Source organism: Curvibacter sp. Hmag1.1 (assembly GCF_059769165.1).
In genome coordinates, this window is sequence record NZ_JBMBGX010000002.1 from 902,724 (window position 1) to 918,802 (window position 16,079).

At 59.8% G+C, this 16,079-nt stretch carries 14 protein-coding genes; 5 read left to right on the top strand and 9 right to left on the bottom strand.

Annotation, left to right across the window (positions count from 1 at the left end; translation table 11 throughout):
- Nucleotides 1-4: 4 nt before the first annotated feature.
- Complete coding sequence (locus ACOAP0_RS04780; protein ID WP_498375363.1) at nucleotides 5-2,410, bottom strand: ATP-binding protein; 2,406 nt, start codon at nucleotides 2,408-2,410, stop codon at nucleotides 5-7.
- A gap of 37 nt (nucleotides 2,411-2,447) precedes the next feature.
- Nucleotides 2,448-2,960 carry a putative pterin-binding protein gene (locus tag ACOAP0_RS04785; RefSeq protein ID WP_198301909.1) on the bottom strand — a complete coding sequence of 171 codons (513 nt, stop codon included), beginning with the start codon at nucleotides 2,958-2,960 and terminating at the stop codon, nucleotides 2,448-2,450.
- A gap of 224 nt (nucleotides 2,961-3,184) precedes the next feature.
- Between ACOAP0_RS04785 and ACOAP0_RS04790 the strand changes: the two genes are divergently transcribed.
- Genes ACOAP0_RS04790 through ACOAP0_RS04800 form a run of 3 tightly spaced genes read left to right on the top strand, consistent with a single transcriptional unit; the run spans nucleotide 3,185 to nucleotide 7,235 of the window.
- Nucleotides 3,185-4,297, top strand: coding sequence for a sensor histidine kinase (locus ACOAP0_RS04790; protein ID WP_498391329.1), 1,113 nt, complete (start codon nucleotides 3,185-3,187; stop codon nucleotides 4,295-4,297).
- On the top strand, nucleotides 4,294-4,665 hold the full coding sequence (locus ACOAP0_RS04795) for a response regulator transcription factor (protein WP_087494738.1): 372 nt from the start codon (nucleotides 4,294-4,296) through the stop codon (nucleotides 4,663-4,665). Before ACOAP0_RS04790 ends, ACOAP0_RS04795 begins: the two co-directional genes overlap by 4 nt.
- A gap of 17 nt (nucleotides 4,666-4,682) precedes the next feature.
- Nucleotides 4,683-7,235 (top strand): sensor histidine kinase, encoded by a 2,553-nt coding sequence (locus ACOAP0_RS04800; protein ID WP_498375361.1) that lies wholly within the window; start codon nucleotides 4,683-4,685, stop codon nucleotides 7,233-7,235.
- 78 nt (nucleotides 7,236-7,313) lie between these two features.
- Here ACOAP0_RS04800 and ACOAP0_RS04805 read toward each other — a convergent pair whose 3' ends face one another.
- The 4 genes from ACOAP0_RS04805 to ACOAP0_RS04820 form a co-directional block, all read right to left on the bottom strand.
- The gene (locus ACOAP0_RS04805; RefSeq protein WP_087494740.1) at nucleotides 7,314-7,925 is read right to left on the bottom strand and encodes a response regulator; all 612 of its coding nucleotides are present in this window, start codon (nucleotides 7,923-7,925) and stop codon (nucleotides 7,314-7,316) included.
- Nucleotides 7,926-7,931: 6 nt separating this feature from the next.
- On the bottom strand, nucleotides 7,932-9,113 hold the full coding sequence (locus tag ACOAP0_RS04810) for a sensor histidine kinase (RefSeq protein WP_498391331.1): 1,182 nt from the start codon (nucleotides 9,111-9,113) through the stop codon (nucleotides 7,932-7,934).
- 57 nt (nucleotides 9,114-9,170) lie between these two features.
- Complete coding sequence (locus tag ACOAP0_RS04815; protein ID WP_498375358.1) at nucleotides 9,171-9,773, bottom strand: response regulator; 603 nt, start codon at nucleotides 9,771-9,773, stop codon at nucleotides 9,171-9,173.
- Nucleotides 9,774-9,969: 196 nt separating this feature from the next.
- Nucleotides 9,970-10,377 (bottom strand): response regulator, encoded by a 408-nt coding sequence (locus ACOAP0_RS04820; protein ID WP_498375357.1) that lies wholly within the window; start codon nucleotides 10,375-10,377, stop codon nucleotides 9,970-9,972.
- Nucleotides 10,378-10,495: 118 nt separating this feature from the next.
- Here ACOAP0_RS04820 and ACOAP0_RS04825 point away from each other — a divergent pair, with 118 nt between their 5' ends.
- Nucleotides 10,496-11,266 carry a YdcF family protein gene (locus ACOAP0_RS04825; protein ID WP_498375356.1) on the top strand — a complete coding sequence of 257 codons (771 nt, stop codon included), beginning with the start codon at nucleotides 10,496-10,498 and terminating at the stop codon, nucleotides 11,264-11,266.
- A gap of 11 nt (nucleotides 11,267-11,277) precedes the next feature.
- Here ACOAP0_RS04825 and ACOAP0_RS04830 read toward each other — a convergent pair whose 3' ends face one another.
- Nucleotides 11,278-12,579 (bottom strand): hemolysin family protein, encoded by a 1,302-nt coding sequence (locus ACOAP0_RS04830; RefSeq protein ID WP_087494755.1) that lies wholly within the window; start codon nucleotides 12,577-12,579, stop codon nucleotides 11,278-11,280.
- Nucleotides 12,580-12,603: 24 nt separating this feature from the next.
- Between ACOAP0_RS04830 and ACOAP0_RS04835 the strand changes: the two genes are divergently transcribed.
- Entirely contained in the window at nucleotides 12,604-13,458 is an 855-nt protein-coding gene (locus ACOAP0_RS04835; protein WP_498391333.1) for a symmetrical bis(5'-nucleosyl)-tetraphosphatase, read from the top strand.
- 15 nt (nucleotides 13,459-13,473) lie between these two features.
- On the opposite strand, the gene ACOAP0_RS04840 is transcribed toward ACOAP0_RS04835, so the two are convergent.
- The gene (locus ACOAP0_RS04840) at nucleotides 13,474-14,973 is read right to left on the bottom strand and encodes a DEAD/DEAH box helicase (protein ID WP_498376093.1); all 1,500 of its coding nucleotides are present in this window, start codon (nucleotides 14,971-14,973) and stop codon (nucleotides 13,474-13,476) included.
- Between the two features lie 189 nt (nucleotides 14,974-15,162).
- Complete coding sequence (gene ypfJ, locus ACOAP0_RS04845; protein ID WP_498375354.1) at nucleotides 15,163-16,068, bottom strand: KPN_02809 family neutral zinc metallopeptidase; 906 nt, start codon at nucleotides 16,066-16,068, stop codon at nucleotides 15,163-15,165.
- Nucleotides 16,069-16,079: the final 11 nt, after the last annotated feature.

Consider the following 16,079-nt stretch of genomic DNA (forward strand, 5'->3'; position numbering starts at 1 on the left):
GCTTTCAGGAAGAAACAATCAGGCCCATGCGGGCACAGATGGCGTTGGTGGTGTTCCAGCATTCACGCAGGCTTTCTGCGTGCTGCTTGCATTCGTCGGCGGTGAATCCATGGCCCTGCTTCTCGATCGTCAGTGCAAGGCGGGACAGGGCGGCCAGCCCCAGACTGGCGGTCACACCTTTGAAGGAGTGGCCGAGTTCGAGCAAGGCAGCTGTGTTGTTTTGCTCCAGAGCCGCCTGTAGGTCCGCGTAGCAATGGGCATCAGTACGCATGGCACCGTCCAGCAGCGACTGGTAGCCCTGCAAGGTCACGCCCACGCACAGCTCGCCGATCATGGCCATATTCAAATGCTCTGCCACATCTCCAGGGCGGAAGCGCCGGCGCGGCTGACGCGGTGCGGGTGCAGGCGCGGGCACAGGCTCCTCAGCCACGGGTGTGATGCCGGTGGGCGCTGCGTCAGCTTGCACGGGGGTGGGAGTGTCCGCGACCTGAGGTACTGGTGCTGGTGCAGGCGCGACCGCGACCGCAGGCTGTGCTTTGGCTGCCGCTTTCGCTGCCGGCATGGCCAATGAGGCGCCGCGCAGCCCGAAACGCCGCACCAGCAGTTTCTCCAGCTCGTGCACGTTGACCGGCTTGGACAAAAAGCCGTCCATGCCGGCGGCATTCACACGGTCCTTGGACTCCTCAAACACATCGGCTGTCAGCGCGATGATGGGCAGCTCGCAATAGGGTGCTGGCAACTGCCGGATCGCTTCAGTGGCTTGCAGGCCATCCACCTCCGGCATGTGCAAATCCATGAGCACCAGATCGGGCACCTCTTTCTGGATTTCCTGCATGGCAATGCCACCGTGTTCCGCAAAACGCACCGTATGGCCCATATTACCCAACAGGGCCGCCATGTACTTGCGATTGATGGCGTTGTCTTCAGCGACCACCAGGTTCAAGCCTGGTGTGCCCGGCTCGCGCCGCGCGGTGATGGCATCGGTGGTTTGCTCGTTCGGTGGACTGCTCAGTGGCAGGCACAAGGTCGCGGTGAACACGCTGCCCTTGCCTTCCACGCTGCTAACTTCAATGTCGCCCCCCATGCGGCGGGCCAGGCTACGGGAAATCTCCAACCCCAGGCCGGTGCCACCATGGCGCCGTGCGCTACTGGCATTGCCCTGCTCAAAGCGCTGGAACAACTTGGCCAGCACATCGGCAGACATGCCCATGCCTTCGTCTGTGACGCGGATCTTGAGGGCTACGTCATCCCCGGCTTTGAGCTCTTCACCAGCCGGTGAAAACACTTCCACCGAAACCGTGCCGTGCTCACTGAACTTGAGCGCGTTGGACACCAGATTCAGCATGATCTGCTTGACCCGCGTGCCATCAGCCAGCACCCAACGGGGCAGGTCTTTATCCGCCTTCACGCTCAACACCAGACGCTTCTCCAGCGCCACAGGGCGCATCAAGGCCTGGACATCGCCTACCAGTGAGGGCAAGTGCACGCTCTCGGGTTTGAGCGTCATTTTTCCAGCTTCCAGAGCGGAGGCGTCGAGAATGTCGTTCAGCAAACTCAGCAAATGCTTGGCAGAGCGGTTGGCCGTCTGGATGTAGTCGTCCTGTTGCGCGTTGACCGGTGTCGACTCCAACAGGCTCAGCATGCCTAGCATGCCGTTGAGTGGTGTGCGCAGCTCGTGGCTCATATTGGCCAGGAACTGCGACTTGCCGGCATTAGCAGCATCCGCTTTTTCATTGGCCACACGCATCTGCTCGTGCATGCGCTCCAAGCGCTGGCGCTCGCGTTCCACCCGACCTTGGCGCACCCCGATGACCGCCGCGGACACCAACAACAAGACCAACAAGCCGGACATCAGGCGCAGCTTGGCAACTGCACTCTCCACGCTGCGCGCGAGTACCTGTTCCTGTTGGGTGCTCATCATGAGGGAGGAGCGCATGGTGAGCGCATTCATGGCCGGAGCCAGTGCTTGCAACTCTTTCGATATTGCGGCCCAGACTTGTGCGTCCTGGGCTTGCTGGCTGATGGCAGCATCAGCCTCCTGCAGAACACGCTGCAATTGGCTGCGCGCCGCTACAAAAACCTCGGTGTTGCGGAACTCTGCTGCGGCCAGTGATTTGTCCACCACCTCGACACGGCTCATCACGAGGTCCAGCGCCATGCCAAGCGCATTGACATCAGGCACCCCATGATCATGGGATGCGATCTCTACCCGATTCGCAAACCGCAGGTACTCCCGCTCCAGCTGGAAGACCGAGGGAACAAACGATTCGGTGAACTCGGACTGGCGTTTGCGCGCGTCCCGCAGTTCATTCATCGCCTGATCAATCAGGAAGCCCACGATCGCAACCGACAGCACTGTAGCCAGCAAAAGCCAGATACGCCTGAGGTGCATGGTGGTGGGCTTGAGCACGGGGGCTCCTTCCTGTTTAGTGCGGGCTAGAAGCCACTTACTCGACGGTCAAAGACTTGAGTTGCCAGGCCGAGCGCTCATAGTAGGTTGCGGAGCGCAGTTCCGCCTTGCTATCAAACGGGTACACGATGAACAAGGGACCCTTGGTACGCACAGGGATCAACTCACCATTCATCTTGTAGGCAAGGATCACATCGAACTTGTTGGCATCGTCTGCGGGAATGGTGGTCTGGTAGTCATTCAGTGCAGCAGCCTTCAGCGTCGTGCCGCTGGCCTTGGCCGCAGCGAGCACATCACGCAGCAGGGGGCCCTGGAAGGCGATGGGCTTTTTATCCCAAGGGGTCTGGGCACTGAACTTTTGCTGGGGCAGCTTTTCGAGCATGGCCAGATCGAACACTGCCGCATCAGGAGAATTCTTCTCCCCGACTTTGCCGGAAATGGTCAGAATGACTTTGCCTTTGGCGGGCTCCAAGGCCTGCACAGAGGCTGCGCCAACCATCAGCACAGCGGACAAAGACAACATCACGCAACGGGACAACAAGGTACGCATGGGATCACTCCTTTTTACGAAATATATCCAATAATACGCCAAATACAACTTAATTGGTATAAATATTTAAAACACAAAAAAACAACAATCTTGCAGGGTGATCACTTGCGGATCAGATTCTTGATCGGCAAAAATGGCCGAAACGTTTATTTTTATTTTTCTTGTATTTTTTGATAAATTTGATACATTAGCGAAAAACAAGCCTCTTACTAGAGACCCTGACCATGGCAACCAACTTCCATCAACCGTCGGTGAATGCGCTCTTTGACGCGATGCCGCTGCCCATGATTACGTTCGGTGTCAACGGTGTGGCCACATTTGCCAACCGTGCAGCACGCTTGCATCCGGGCAAGCCTGTCGAAGCCATGAGCGGGCGTATCGTCATCAAGAACCTGGCTCAGGCCATTACCTTGGGCAAGATCAAACTGCCCTACGCCGCCGAGGTCGGCGTGGCCGACGGCAAAAAACTCAAAGGGCAATTCATGGCAGGCCCTTCCGGCCTGGACATCGCCTTCGTCGCGACACCTGAAGAGAAGGAAGAGGCCCAAGCCGGTCCCGGCGTGCAAAGCCGCATGGACCTGGAGCAAATCATTGAACTCCTGCAGGACGAAGTCGGCCCGCCCATGCGCAAGCTGACCGGCATGCTGGGTTCACTGCCTGAAAGCGAAGAAGGCAACCGCCTCGAGCTGGCTGCGGACGAGCTCAAAGAGCGCCTGCGCCGCCTAGCGGACTTGCTGGCCGTGTTCGGCGAGGAAGCCATGATGATGGACGATCGCATGGACCTTGGCATGCTGGTGACTCAAACCCTGGAGGACCTCAAACCCAAGGCGCTGCAATCCAAAGTGCGCTTTGAGGTCAAGCCGCCCAATGGCACCCTGCCGCCCATTTATGGCAATGCCCGCCTGATCAAACGCGCTTTGTATGAGTGTTTTGACAACGCCCTCACCCACTCGCGTCGCGAGGTCAAAGGTGGTGTGGATTGCGCGGTGCAGATCGGCTACACGCTCACCGGCGAACACGTGCTGATCAGTGTGCGCAACCAGGGGGCTATTGCCCCTGAAGACAAAGGCATTGAAACCCGCGACCTGTTTGCCGCCCGCAGCCCCACCCAAGCCAATGGCCGCCTGGGGCTGCCGCTGGTGAACCGCATTGTGGGGCTGCACGGCGGCAACATGCGCATGTCCATCGTGGATGGTGAAGACACCCGCGTGATGATCGAATTCCCTACCGGTGCGCCCCAGCGCGGACAGGCAAATTTGGATATGGAACAGGCCCAGCGTTACGCCGCAGACCTCGCCCAGTTGATGCAACGTCGCAAGAAGGAAGACGCAACATGAAACGCAAAGCCCTGATCGTGGATGACCAGCCCGACATCCGCAAACTCATCATGATGACCATGGAGAGCGAGGACTTCGATCTCTATGAGGCCGACAACGGCGAAACCGCATGGATCGTGGCCCAGAAACTGCGCCCCCAGCTCATCCTGCTGGATGTGATGATGCCCGGCGCATTGGACGGCTACCAGGTCTGTGAAAAGGTGAAAGCCGATCCTGCATTGGCCGGCAACACTAAGGTGATCCTGCTGACTGCACGCGGCCAGAAAACTGACATTGAACGGGGGCACGAAGCCGGCTGCGATGCCTACCTTGTCAAACCCTTCAGTCCGATCGAGCTGCTCGACACCGTAGACCGCCTGGTCCCATAAGCAAAAGGCGCTGCGCCATGAGTCATACGGATTGGTTGCCAAAGGTCCGCCGTCATCTGGCGGCGCCCTTCAGCATCAGCACCATCATCATGGGGGCCACTCTGGCCGTCATGGTGTTGTTGACCGTGGTGTACAGCGCTTACACCTACCACCGCATTGCCGGCGAGACCCTGCGGGTCGCACAGACCAATGCCACCTCAGTAGCGCGCATGGTGGCGGGGAGCAGCTCCGCCGCGCTCATTGCCGAGCGCCTCAACACCCTGCAGGCCAACGCCATTGATGCAGTGCAGCTGCCCGGCATTGACCGCATCAGCATTTACAAGCCCGACGGTGTGAACTTGATGGAAGTGACGCGGGCACGCGATGGCGTGCATGTGGACACCGGCAAGCACCTGGGCGCCAGCCTTGTGGCCAGCGGGTTGCCCGAAGGTGGACTCGAAAGCGACCACTTTGTAGCCTGGCAGGAAGTCGACAAAGAGAACACACTCAACAACGTCTGGGTGCGGGTGGACTACAGCCTGGAGGACCGAGACGCCGAATTGCAGCGCTTGTGGTTGCAGTCGTTCTGGATGGCTCTGATCCTGACCGGTGTCGTCATGCTGTGCCTGCACATCATCATCCGCAAGGCTTTGGCACCGGTACGTGAGCTCACCGAGTTTGCTGCCCAGATTCCCCTGCGCATGGGCGACGAAGTAAACCTGCCCAAAGCCAGCGTGGAGGTGGGTCAGCTGCAAGCCGCCATCAACCAGGCCAGCCGTGGCATGGCCTTGCAAGTGAACCGGGTGCAGGCCATTGTGAATACGGCTGCGGAGGCCATCATCGGCTTGGATGAATTCGGCCGGGTGACCACCACCAACCCGGCTGCCTCCAGCATGTTCGGACGTTCAGAAGACGAACTTCTGGGGCAGACCATCGAATGCTGCGTACCCGGTCTGAACGAGCAGGCCCTGCACGAGATGTTCGGCCAGGGCATGGAGCACATTCTCAGTATCAGCCGGGTCACACGCCACGACTTCATGGGTACCCGTGCGGACGGGACCTTGTTCCCGGTAGAAATCTGTCTGGGTGAGGTCAAGAACGACAAGACCCTGCGCTATGCCTGCATCGTGCGAGACCTGACCGACGAACGGGCCGCCCAGGAAACCTCCGAACTCTACGAACGTGCGCTGGCCAGTAGCCACAACGCCGTGTTCATCACCAATGGCAAGATGGAACACCAGCCCATCGTCTATATCAACGATGCGTTCCAGAAGTTTGTGAACCTTCCGCGTTGGGACATTCTGGGCGAAAGCCTGGCGCTGCTGCGCGGCAAGAACGCCGACGATCCAGGGGTGCGCGAACTGACCTTGGCTGTGCGCGAACACCGCAACGCCAACGTCACCATCCACCGCGAGCTCGAAAACGGCGAAGTGCAAATCGCTGAGGTGTCCTTGTCGCCGGTGATGTCAGACAAAGGCACGTTGACGCACTTTGTAGGTATCGTGTCGGACATCACCGCACGGGTCCGCGCCGAAGAGGCCATGGCGGAACGCCGTGCCCAGCTGGACGCCATCTTCAGCCTGAGCCCGGACGGCTTTGTGATGTTTGATGCACACGACCAACTGGTGTTTGCCAACCCTGCGTTTGAGCGCATGACCGGTCTGGGCAAGCATGCATCCACACCTGTGAGCCTCTCGCAGTTTGAACAACAACTGCTCTCCCTGTGCGATGAAAGCCAAGCACTCCCGACCATGCGGGGCGACCAGCCCGATGCATCCTGGGAAGAAAAGCTGCAACTCGCGCGGCCCCAGCGCCGCGTGGTCCAGGCGCGCTCGCGCCGCAACGAAGCAGGAAGGCGCGAGACCATTCTTTACTTCCGCGACGTGACGCACGAAGACCAGGTGGACCGCATGAAGAGCGAGTTCCTGACCGCAGCGGCACACGAGCTGCGTACACCCATGGTGAGCATCTTTGGCTTCTCCGAGCTGCTGACACGCCGCAAGTTCACGCCCGAGCGTCAGACCGACATGCTGCAGACCATTCACCGCCAATCAGGCCTGCTGGTCAAAATGCTGAATGAACTCTTGGACCTCGCACGCATCGAGTCCCGCGGCGGCTTGGACATGCAAATCAACGCCCACCCATTGGATGAAACGGTGCAGTACTGCATCAAAGGGCTGATGCTCAAAGACACCGACCGCCCGGTGCTGCACGACACATTGCCCTCCCTGCAGGTACTGATGGACCCCGAGAAAATGCAACAGGCCCTGACCAACCTGCTGGCCAATGCGTTCAAGTACTCACCTCAAGGGGGCGATGTGTCTCTCTCCGTGCGCACGGAGGAGGACGAGGGCGTGCGCTATGCCGTCATTGATGTGCGTGACCAAGGCATAGGCATGACACCGGAGCAACTGGAGCGCGCATTCGAGCGCTTCTATCGCGCAGATGCCTCAGGCAATATTCCGGGTACGGGCCTGGGCTTGAGTCTGGTGAAGGAAATCGCCGAATTGCACAAAGGCCGCGCCACCATGCAAAGCACCTTCGGCGAAGGCACCACTGCTAGTTTGTGGATTCCCCTCGCAGAGGCATAAGAGATACGGGATAAAGCCGCTGAGGCCTGATGGCAATGCCGCAGCCACGCGCGGCAGGTCGTTACCGATGCAGAAGGTTCAGCGCAGGGTCATCTGCCGGTTGCGGGCCAAGTCTTCAATTGCCGAGAAGTCCACCGGTTTCTGAAACACCACAGTGCCTTCGGGCAGTCCACCCCGGTCGGCCACATCGCCTGCGCTCAGCGCGGTCACTGCCACCACCTGCAGGTTAGCGTAATCTGCACCCGCCATCTTGAGCGAGCGCACCATCTCAAAACCATTCATGCCTGGCATGTTGAGGTCGGTGACCACCATGTCAGGCATCCACTGGCCGATGCGCACCAGCCCCTGAAAACCGTCGTTCGCGGTACTGAGCTCCACAGGGAAACGCCAGCCCTCGACCATCATGGAAAAAAGTTGCCGCAAATCGGCATCGTCTTCCACCACCAAAAGGCGCAAAGCCCGCGTGGGTGGCGCGGTAGCACCATGCACCACGGGGGCCAGCATGTCAGCCCGCTCACGGGTGAGCCGGTCGACTGCGCTACGGGCAATGCGGCGGTGTCCACCGGCGGTGCGCCAGGCAGGCAACACGCCGGACTCCACCCACAGCTGCACCGTACGCACGGCCACCCCCAGCACCTCGCCCACCTCGCGGGTGGTCATGAGTTCATCATTACTGGGAATTTTTCGCATGGCTTTTCAATGCATCAAATGGGGTTCGGCAGGAGCACAGTCATCCGGCAACAGCTCTTGCGAAGGTAGCCACAAAGTGACGGTGGTGCCTGCGCCGGGGGCGCTGCTCAGCTCGGCTTCGCCCTGCTGCAATTGCATGATTTCCTGCACCAGGCTCAGACCCAGGCCGGTGCCGGGGATATCGCCCAGCGGATGGGCTCGGTAAAAACGTTCGAATGCGCGGCTGCATTGGGCTTCGTCCATGCCCATGCCTTCATCGCGCACCTGCACGCCGACCTGCTGCTGCCCCCCCACGCCACGCAGCGCTGTAGAGATGGTGACCGTGCCCCCCTGGGGGGAATACTTCACCGCATTCGAGAGCACATTGAGCAGGGCCTGGCGGGTCTTCTCCGGGTCGGCCATCACCATGAAGGCACCATGGCGCAGATCGCACACAAGGAGGTGCTTCTCGGCTTTGTAATGCAGCCCGCCCACAGTACTGTCCACCAACGCGGCCAAGGGGCAGGAGACGATGTTCAGGTCTTTGCCCTGACGGGCCTCGATGCGGGAGAGGTCCAGCAACTCATTGATCAGATCAATCAAGGACTTGGCCTGCCGGTGGATGGTGCCCAGCAGTTCTTTCTGTTTTTCAGGCCCCAACGTACGGACCAGCATCAGCTCGGCAAAGCCGTAAATGCTGGCCAAAGGTGTGCGCAGCTCGTGGGCCGCAGCGGACAAAAAGTCCGACTTCATGCGATCGATATCGTGGGCTTGGGTGATGTCGCGCAAGTAAAGCGCCACTACCGCAGGCGCCACCTGTACGCGTTTAACTGCCAGCACCTTGCGGCTGCCATGGGTCCAGACCCGCGTGCACTCGGCAATCGTGCCAGGTGTCGACAGCGCCCATTGCTGCAACTCAGCCCGCTCCTGCAGGCTGGCCTGTGGCCACCACATGGCTGCCTGGGAATTGGCGGGTACACACTCACCGGCGCTGGCCAGTGTCAACACCGCTTGGTCACCAGCATCCAGCAGGCTCTGCATAAGCCCTAGTTGCGCGCGCAGGGACTCCACTTCCGCATGGACTTCGGGCTGCTCACACAGCAGCAGGCCAGCGTCTACCGCGCCCTGCAAAGGACTGACGGTACTGTGGGGGCAGGTCGGTGTCATGGCGTAGGTGCCGGTGGGTTTCTGGTCAGTCTTTATAGTCAATTCGATGAATTGCGCCCGTGGAATATGCGCGAGCAGCTACCAAAACCATAGCAATCTTCAAACGCAAAGTGCTTCCTGTTCCAGCAGCTTCACGGTGAGGGCATCCAGATAGCCGCATAGGCGGTCGGCGCTCAATGGCTTCTGGTAGCGCACCACGCGCGTGGGCAGCCGGGCATCCTCAGTGATTTCCTGTGGGGACATGGCGGTCAGGGCAATTACGTCCAGCCTTTCGAGGCCGGGCTCATCACCCACGGCCTGCACCAGGGTAAATCCGTCCATGGGCTCCATCACCAGATCAGTCACCAGCAAGTCAGGACGCAGGGCGCGGATATGGTCCAGCGCCTGCTCTGCCTGGTTGATGATGGTGAGCTGCACCGAGTGGCCTATGCGGGCCAGCAGTGCTTTGAAAAACGCAATCTGCACCGGGTCGTCTTCGACCAGCAGGATACGCAGAGGGCGATTCCCGGTCACGCCTGCCAAACCGGCGTTGCGCGAGTTCAGCAGTTGATCGACGCTGCTACGGAAGATGCGCCGGTGGCCACCGGGGGTGATCCAGGCGTCCAGCTCCCCATTGATCACCATCTTCTGGACGGAGGTGGTCGACAAGCCCAAGAGCTTGGCCGCCTGCTGGGTCGTCAAAACGTCGCGTTCTACGGTCATATCTAGGTGCTCCAGTTGCAATTTGATCTGCAAAGCATGCCAAACTCAGCACACAAACAAACGAAATTGATATTTCGAATCATTTAATCAATTATGAATGTAAAAACCAAAATAATCAAATAATTGACTCCAATGGTTTGACAAAAGATGGGGCTTTCAACATGCGCAGCCCATAAACAGCAAAATTACGAAGGGATCAATACTCAATGCCGGGTAGGGCCGCAAAAGCGGGATCGGCCTCTTCGATCAATCGAGTGACAACTTCGATAAGTTCAACCGGCTGAAATGGTTTAACTAGATAAGCTTTGGCACCGGACGCCATGCCAGCTGCGATGTCAGATGTGGCGCCTGCGGCAGTCAACATAACAATTGGGATGGAGCTCAACTCCGGATCTGAACGCATAACGGCTGATGCAGTCAGACCAGAGATGCCCGGCATTCGGATATCCATCAGTACAAGGTCAGGGCGATGTTCACGCACCATTGACAAGCCTTCCTCTCCATCCGCGGCCTCCAATACGTGAAAGCCCATATATTCCAGAGTCATCCGGATTAATCGTCGCAGCCCCACCCCGTCCTCAACGGACAAAATTGTCTTTTTCATTTCATTTATTCAAATCAATGTATTTGAAGACTTTAATAAATATTTCGAATTTTTACACTAGCTGTGATCACTCATTTCGATTGATTTTTTAGATCACCAGTTCGAATCAATAGCTTTTATGTTCATCTTTTCAAAAATCGTGGGCTGGTTCACGCAGCCACTGACCTGGTTGCTGCTGGGCTTGGCGCTGGCGTGGCTTATCTCCGCAAAGCGACCTGTACTAGCACGACGTGCATTGGGGGTTGCAGGGCTTCTCCTTGCGCTGATCGGATGGCAGCCCTTGCCCGAGCTGTTGATACGGAACCTGGAGTCCCGCTACCCGGAAATCGCTCCGGCAGCCGACTTGTCCGTGTACGCAGGGGTGGTGGTGCTGGGCGGCGGCACGGCGGCCGGGCGCTTGCAGCAAAGCCACTTACAACCGCTGATCAACGATGGCGGGGAGCGCTTGGCGGTGTCTGCAGCGCTGGCATTGCGACACCCGGCTTTGCCCTTGGTCTATACCGGTGGTGAAGGAGATCCGGCGGGCGGTGGCCCCAGTGAAGCAGCGCGTGCCCGGCAGTTTTATGAGAGCTTCCGTATCCCTGCCGTACAGGTGCGTTACGAGGCAGAGTCCCGCAACACCTACGAAAACGCCGTGCTCACGGCCAAGTTGCCCGGAGTGAACCCGCAAGACCGCTGGCTGCTCATGACCTCAGCTTGGCATATGCCTCGCTCCATGGCCACATTTGAAAAAGCAGGTTGGAATGTCACTGCGTACCCGGTGGACTACCGCGCCGAAGACGTGACGGTATGGACCCGCTATTCGCTGTTGGGCGGTGTCTCTGACTGGCAGCTGGTGCTCAATGAGCTGGTCGGGCTGGCGGCTTACCGCCTCACAGGCCGGCTGTAGATCCGCGCGGTTTAAGCCGGGATGACCTTGCGCGCCAGCACCTGATCGATGCGGCGGCCTTCCAGCGTCACGACTTCATAGGTCCACTCGCCCACCACAATCTGCGCACCGGGCTGCGGTAACTGACCACTGACGGCCATCAATAAGCCTGCCAGGGTGTTGTAGCGGCCACGCTCTTCGTCAGGCAATTCGTCCTCAATGTCCAAGCGGACTTTGAGCTCCCCCACCGGCATCAGACCATCGAGCAACCATTGGCCATCCTGTTGCAGGGTGGCCCATGCCTGTTCCTGCGCATCTGGCTGCAGCTCGCCGGTAATGGCTTCCAGCAGGTCATGCGGGGTCATCAAACCCTGCACCACACCGTACTCGTCCACCACAAACACCATGCGCGCCGACTTGACGCGGAACTGCTCAATCAGCTCCATACCGGTCAGCGTCTCGGGTACGAATACCGCTTGTTCCGCCAAGGAGTCCACGGTGCCGCTGTACCCGGCACCCATGGCCAACAGGCGCGACACACTGACTACACCCACCACGTTGTCCAGCGAGCCGCGGCACACGGGGTACCAGGAGTGACCATGATCGTCACGGGTGTCACCAGCCAACTCCAAAGCCTGCTGGACGCTGAGGTTGGCTTCCATCCAGTCGATATCCACACGCGGCAGCATCATGCTGGTCAGGGGCCGGTCGTCGAGGTGGAACACATTGCGCACCATCTGGTGCTCGTGCTCTTCAATGATGCCGGCGTCCACGCCTTCTTCCAGGCTGGCCGAGATTTCCTCTTCAGTCACCGCACGGTTGTCGGTGGCGTTCAGGCGCAGTAAGCGCAAGGTGGCCTGCGTGGCGTACGCCAGCAGTTTCACAAAAGGTTTGGCGCCGGTGGCGACCCAGGTCATGGGAATGGCCAGCGCACGCGCCACAGTCTCAGGGTATAGCTGCCCGATGCGCTTGGGTACTAGTTCGCCGAACAGGATGGTGATGAAGGTAATGCCGGTCACTACCAATGCGGTGGCAGACACCTCAGCCACCCGCTGTGACATGGTGAAGTGGTGAGACAACCACTGGGCAACCCCGTCACTGAACGCGGCCTCACCCACAATGCCGTTGAGCATGCCGATGGAGGTAATGCCCACCTGCACTACGGACAAGAACTGCGTCGGGTTGTCCAGCAAGGCCAAGGCTGCCTTGGCCCCCTTGTCTCCGGTCTCGACCATGGTTTGCAGCCGGACCTTGCGGCTGGCCGTCAGCGCCAGTTCCGACATGGCGAACACGCCGTTCAACAGGGTAAGGACAAGAATGAGCAGGAAATCCATGAAAGCCAAGCGAGAATCGAGACCATGGCAATGTACCTTATCGGTGATATCCAGGGCTGCGACAGCGCACTGGAACGACTCACCCGACTGATCGACTTCTCCCCCAGCCGCGACACCCTGTACCTGCTGGGCGACCTGGTGAACCGTGGCCCCGAGTCGGCGGACGTGTTGCGCCGCCTGATGCGCTACGGCGCCTCAGCCCGCTGCCTGCTGGGTAACCACGACCTGCATCTGTTGGCCGTGAGCTACGGCGTACGCAAACCCGGAAAGAAAGACACCCTCACCGATTTGCTTCTGGCCGACGATGCCCCTGCCCTGCTGCACTGGCTGCATCACCAGAAGCTGGCTCTGTTGGAGAAAGTGGGAGATACAAAACTATTAATGGTTCATGCCGGCGTTCTACCTGCGTGGACAGCTACCAAAACCATAGCACTCGCCACAGAGGTCGAAGCTGCCCTTCAAAGTCCGGATGCCGCAGGCTTCTTCCACCAGATGTACGGCAATGGCCCTGACACCTGGGATGACGGCTTGCAAGGTGCAGAGAGGCTACGGGTGATCGTCAACGCGCTCACGCGCCTGCGCTACTGCACGCCCGAGGGCACCATGGAGTTTGCGCATTCGGGAGGGCTAAAAGAGGCGCCTGCGGGCTATGTGCCCTGGTTCGATACGCCGAACCGCCAAACCGCAGGCGATGCAGTGGCCTTCGGCCATTGGTCCACGCTGGGCTGGTTGAACCGCCCTGATGCCTTTGCCTTGGACAGCGGCTGCGTGTGGGGTGGTTGCCTCAGTGCACTGCGTGTGGCACCCGCTGTATCAGGCGGGCTGGACACCGAGTTGCTGCAAGTGAAGTGCGCCCAGTCCCAGGCTCCCGGGGACTGAGCACGAAACTTCCGGTCAGGCGGACTTGAACAGTGCCGCGACTTTGCGCTTGGGCTTGATGTTGGCAGAAATGCCGCGGCTGGAAGGTTTAGCCGCAGACTCCCAGGAAGGAGCAGGTGCTTCAGCCGCAGGGGCGCTGGGTTCGTACGGCTTGTCAAAGAAGGGATCACGCGGCGCAGGAGCGGGACGACCGTATTCGCGGGGTGCGCGGGTGCGGTAGGCGTCATCGCGCTCATTGCTATGGCTGCGGCCACGGCCTTCACCGCGACTGTCTCCACGGCCTTCGCTGCGGGGGCCCCGGGCTTGCTCGCCGTTTTCGGCGTACATGCGGCGGCCATCATTGATGCGGCCTTGGCTGCGGATGTCCGGACGGTCTTCGTCAAACTCCACGGCTTCCAGCTCTATCTTGGTCTTGATCAGCTTTTCAATATCCGCTACCAGGCGCGCATCGTTGCCGCCACCGACAAAACTCACCGCCAGGCCGGAGGCGCCGGCACGGCCGGTACGGCCGATGCGGTGCACATAGTCTTCTGCGTTGAACGGAATGTCCATATTGAACACGGCAGGCACGTCCTTGATGTCCAGTCCGCGAGCGGCCACATCGGTACAGACCAGCAAGTCCACTTCGCCTTTTTTGAAGGCTTCCAGTGCTTTCAGGCGCTCGTCCTGGCTCTTGTCGCCGTGCAGGGCCGCAGCGCGCAGACCGTCGCGCTCGAGGGCGCGCGTGAGTCGGGCGCAACCGAGCTTGCTGTTCACGAACACAAAGGCTTGCTTGATGTCTTTGCTGCGCACGATCTGCAAAAGGGCGTGGCGCTTGTCGTCGTCGTTGACGCGGTAGAAATGCTGCTCCACGGTGGAAGCTGTGGCGTTGGAGCGCGCCACTTCAATCGTGATCGGGTTTTGCAGGTAGCTGTTCGCCAGTCGCTTAATTTCGGGCGAGAAGGTCGCAGAGAACAGCAAGGTGGTACGTGTCTTGGGCAGATAGCTCAGGATGCGCTGCAGGTCCGGCAGGAAGCCGATGTCCAGCATGCGGTCGGCTTCGTCCAGTACCACGTACTCGACCTGGTTCAACACCGCGTTCTTGGCTTCGATGTGGTCCAGCAAACGGCCGGGGGTCGCCACCAGCACTTCCACACCGGCTTTGAGCTCCAGGGTCTGCGGCTTCATGTCCATGCCACCGAACACCACGGCGCTGCGCAGGTTGGTGTACTTGGCGTAGAGCTTGACCTGCTGAGCCACTTGGTCAGCCAGCTCGCGGGTTGGCAACAGCACCAAAGCGCGTACGGGGTGGCGGGCGGGAGAGGTGGAAGCGTTTTCGTGCTTCATCAGGCGCTGCAGCAAAGGCAGTGCGAATGCGGCAGTTTTGCCGGTACCGGTCTGGGCGGCGCCCATCACGTCTTTCCCGGTCAGCACGACGGGGATGGCCTGCGCCTGAATAGGCGTCATGGTGGTGTAGCCCATTTCCGCCACTGCGCGGGCGAGAGGATCAGCCAGCTGCAGCTGGGCAAAAGCCATGGTGGGCGTGTCCGCGGTGAGCTCGTTGGAGGTCACGGGAGTGGGAGTCAATTCAGTGATCAAATCGGTAAGGCATAGCCATAAAGAGTGCTATCCATCCGATAGCGGGTCGCCCAAAGGAAGTCAGGGCAAACCCCGATTATCCTCTAGTTCCCGATTTCCACCACGCACACCCGTGGAGTGTGGGGGCTAGATAGACCGGCTGGAAAACGTGTCACAGCCCTTGACGCTGCCGGTTTTCAGGCCCTTGTCGAACCAGCGCTGGCGCTGCGCGCTGCTACCGTGGGTAAAGCTCTCCGGCACTACGGCACGCCCTGCGCCGCGCTGCAAAGCGTCGTCACCGATTTTGGCGGCCGCATTCATGGCCTCCGCCACATCGCCCTCTTCCAAGAGCTGGCGGGCGTTGTTGGCGTGGTGCGCCCAGACACCGGCAAAGCAATCGGCCTGCAGCTCCAGGCGCACGCTCAGGGCGTTGCCTTCGGCTTCACTGGCGCGCCCACGGGCTTCCTGCACCTTGGCACTGATGCCCAACAGGTTTTGTACGTGGTGGCCGACCTCATGGGCGATCACATAAGCCTGTGCAAAGTCACCCGGCGCGCCCAATTGTTTTTGCAAGGTCTCGTAAAAACCGAGGTCGATATAAACCTTTTGATCCGCAGGGCAATAAAAGGGCCCCATGGCGCTCTGGCCCTGGCCGCAAGCGGTGGGTGTGGATCCTCGGAAAAGCACCAGCTTGGGATTACGGTAGGTGCCGCCGCCTTTGGAGAACACCTCACCCCACACATCTTCAGTATCCGCCAGCACAGTGGACACAAATTTGGCCATCTTGTCATCGGCCGGCGGGCGTTGGGCAGGTGCCTGCTGCACCTGCGCCGTGGGCGCTCCGCCGCTCAAGGCACTCAAAATCGTCAAGGGGTTGATACCCAGCACCCATCCGCCCAGCAAGGCAATCACGATGGTACCTACCCCCAAGCGTCCGCTCAGCAATGCGCCCAAAGGGCCGAGCCCACCTCCACTGCCGCCACGGAAGCCCCCGCCACCGCCATTGCGGCGGTCTTCCACGTTATCGGACTCGCGGTTGCCTTCCCATTTCATGTTCTGTCTTT

Bases quoted from the DNA above. Each gene is read 5' to 3' on its own strand.
- ACOAP0_RS04835 (WP_498391333.1), top strand. From the start codon at position 12,604: ATGGCAATGTACCTTATCGGTGATATCCAGGGCTGCGACAGCGCACTG.
- ACOAP0_RS04805 (WP_087494740.1), bottom strand. From the start codon at position 7,925: ATGCGAAAAATTCCCAGTAATGATGAACTCATGACCACCCGCGAGGTG.
- ACOAP0_RS04790 (WP_498391329.1), top strand. From the start codon at position 3,185: ATGGCAACCAACTTCCATCAACCGTCGGTGAATGCGCTCTTTGACGCG.
- ACOAP0_RS04785 (WP_198301909.1), bottom strand. From the start codon at position 2,960: ATGCGTACCTTGTTGTCCCGTTGCGTGATGTTGTCTTTGTCCGCTGTG.
- ACOAP0_RS04815 (WP_498375358.1), bottom strand. From the start codon at position 9,773: ATGACCGTAGAACGCGACGTTTTGACGACCCAGCAGGCGGCCAAGCTC.
- ACOAP0_RS04840 (WP_498376093.1), bottom strand. From the start codon at position 14,973: ATGGCTTTTGCCCAGCTGCAGCTGGCTGATCCTCTCGCCCGCGCAGTG.
- ACOAP0_RS04820 (WP_498375357.1), bottom strand. From the start codon at position 10,377: ATGAAAAAGACAATTTTGTCCGTTGAGGACGGGGTGGGGCTGCGACGA.
- ypfJ (WP_498375354.1), bottom strand. From the start codon at position 16,068: ATGAAATGGGAAGGCAACCGCGAGTCCGATAACGTGGAAGACCGCCGC.
- ACOAP0_RS04830 (WP_087494755.1), bottom strand. From the start codon at position 12,579: ATGGATTTCCTGCTCATTCTTGTCCTTACCCTGTTGAACGGCGTGTTC.
- ACOAP0_RS04795 (WP_087494738.1), top strand. From the start codon at position 4,294: ATGAAACGCAAAGCCCTGATCGTGGATGACCAGCCCGACATCCGCAAA.
- ACOAP0_RS04825 (WP_498375356.1), top strand. From the start codon at position 10,496: ATGTTCATCTTTTCAAAAATCGTGGGCTGGTTCACGCAGCCACTGACC.
- ACOAP0_RS04800 (WP_498375361.1), top strand. From the start codon at position 4,683: ATGAGTCATACGGATTGGTTGCCAAAGGTCCGCCGTCATCTGGCGGCG.